Raw genomic sequence first — 1,763 nt, 5'->3', positions numbered from 1 at the left:
GGCTCATTTGGCGTTCCATCGTTTCCATTTACGTGGAAAACAAGGAGCGAAGATTGATGTTGGTTTGGCTCTCATGGCACTAAATCTAAGAAAATTAGGAAAATATATGGAGAGAAAGAGAAGGGAAAAAGAAAAAACAAGCCCGATTTTGACATTCATCATCAAAATCGAGCTTGTTTTCTTTTTGAGAGTGGATTATGTCCCAGTCTCCTTTTTCAGTTTCTTCAATTTAACCTAAAGGACAGAATGCTTCTGACTTAGACTTATGTATAGGATCTACTGATAGATGGTGAAGCATCAATGTAGGGGCTGGCTGCCAGTTTTTCATCGTTAGTAATTAGCCAAAGGCTGACAGAAGCTTTTTTTGTCAGGGTCTTTAGTAATGGGAGCAGCTGCTGTTTTTCATGAATGCTCAGCTCTGATAAATCATTTGTTAAAATAATTGTTTTCTTTTCTGATAAGATTAGCTGCATCAACTGGAGCTTTAGCTGTTCAAAAGGCGAAAGCTGTTCAAAGGGAGAAGAGAAAACTGTCATGGGAAGATCAAAGATAGCTGACCATTCCCGTAAAATGCGTTTACGTTCATTTTCCTTTGTTGCACTGCAGACAAACAAATTATCTATCACGGATAAATAGGGAAGAAAGGTAAACTCTTCTAAGATCAGTCCGAAGCTTTTGTTCTGCTCCTGTGATAGCGCAAAATGGATGAAGTGGGGTAACTCTGCTTCCAGCTGCTGTTCATTTTCTAGAACAGCAAAAAGCTTTGAGTCGCTAGTGTCGTTCATTTTTCTAATGATTTCCCGATAATCAATTACTGTATCCAAATAATCACTTCCTAAGAAAAAGTTTTGATTGACGCGTACCTAAAATTGTAAAAATCAAAGCGCAGTTACTGCTGATTAGAGTTAATAAAACTGTGTTCTGCAAAAGCCGTTTAAAGATTGTCGTTAAGGACAGACTGTGGTGATTAACAGCGAAAACACCTACAGATTCATAAATAGAGCTGCTGGTAGTTGCAGGAACATTATCAACATCCTGTAAGGCATGAATACTTAAACGAAAATCTGTCGTTCCCACAAGCGAATGTATTTTCAAAAGTAAGGACTCATATGAATTTTGAAAAACCAGCAAAAACATACTGCTTATCAGTAAAACGCTAATAAGAACCAATATCGTTTCGAGTAGTGACTGCTTAATAATGTAAAAATCAGAAAAACCCAGTAGGCGCCATTTTTGAATAACTGCTTTCCGTTGTGCTATTTCACGATAAGCCATAATTCCAGCAGCAGCTGTGTATAGAAGAGCTGCAATAACGTAAATCAGTAGATAAATGGTATTCCAGTTTAAGGAAGCTGCAATTGTCTCCTTATCAGGTGAAAGAGTGAGCAGTTCCTTTGTCCAGATTCTGTTGATATCCAACATATTTAGTAGTACTGTTAGAAATACAAGAAAGAACGAACCGTAAACGATACTTGAAAGTGTTGACTTTTTATAATAATGCAAGTCTGCAAAAGCATAGTGAAGGCTTTTCAATAATACTCACCTCTTTAATTACTTACAGTAAAAGTATATAGAAAGAATATGAATTAATTATGAAAAAGTAGCAAAAAAGCCTACGGTATTTAAAAAACCGGGCTCTATACTTTTTGATGTTGGTGGAATTCCACCAATATCTTTTTTATTTTCCAAAACAATAGAAAAGACACCTTGAAATCCTTTAGAATTAATTTGGCGAACCAATCCAAAAGGAGGAATCAAGATGT

2 protein-coding genes and 1 pseudogene are annotated in these 1,763 nt (G+C 36.2%); 1 reads left to right on the top strand and 2 read right to left on the bottom strand.

All coding sequences use genetic code 11. The features are described from left to right. Window positions 1–238, top strand: a pseudogene (locus AC1Z3K_RS18595) (IS5/IS1182 family transposase); the annotation flags it as partial. A 25-nt stretch (window positions 239–263) separates the two neighbouring features. On the opposite strand, the gene AC1Z3K_RS18590 reads toward AC1Z3K_RS18595, so the two are convergent. Beyond that, entirely contained in the window at window positions 264–824 is a 561-nt protein-coding gene (locus AC1Z3K_RS18590; RefSeq protein WP_461733563.1) for a hypothetical protein, read from the bottom strand. 4 nt (window positions 825–828) lie between these two features. Next, on the bottom strand, window positions 829–1,533 hold the full coding sequence (locus tag AC1Z3K_RS18585) for a hypothetical protein (protein WP_461733562.1): 705 nt from the start codon (window positions 1,531–1,533) through the stop codon (window positions 829–831). Window positions 1,534–1,763: the final 230 nt, after the last annotated feature.

The organism is Enterococcus sp. LJL128 (assembly GCF_056924295.1).
Note: the sequence above shows the minus strand (reverse complement) of the source record. Positions and strands in the feature narration are given on the sequence as shown.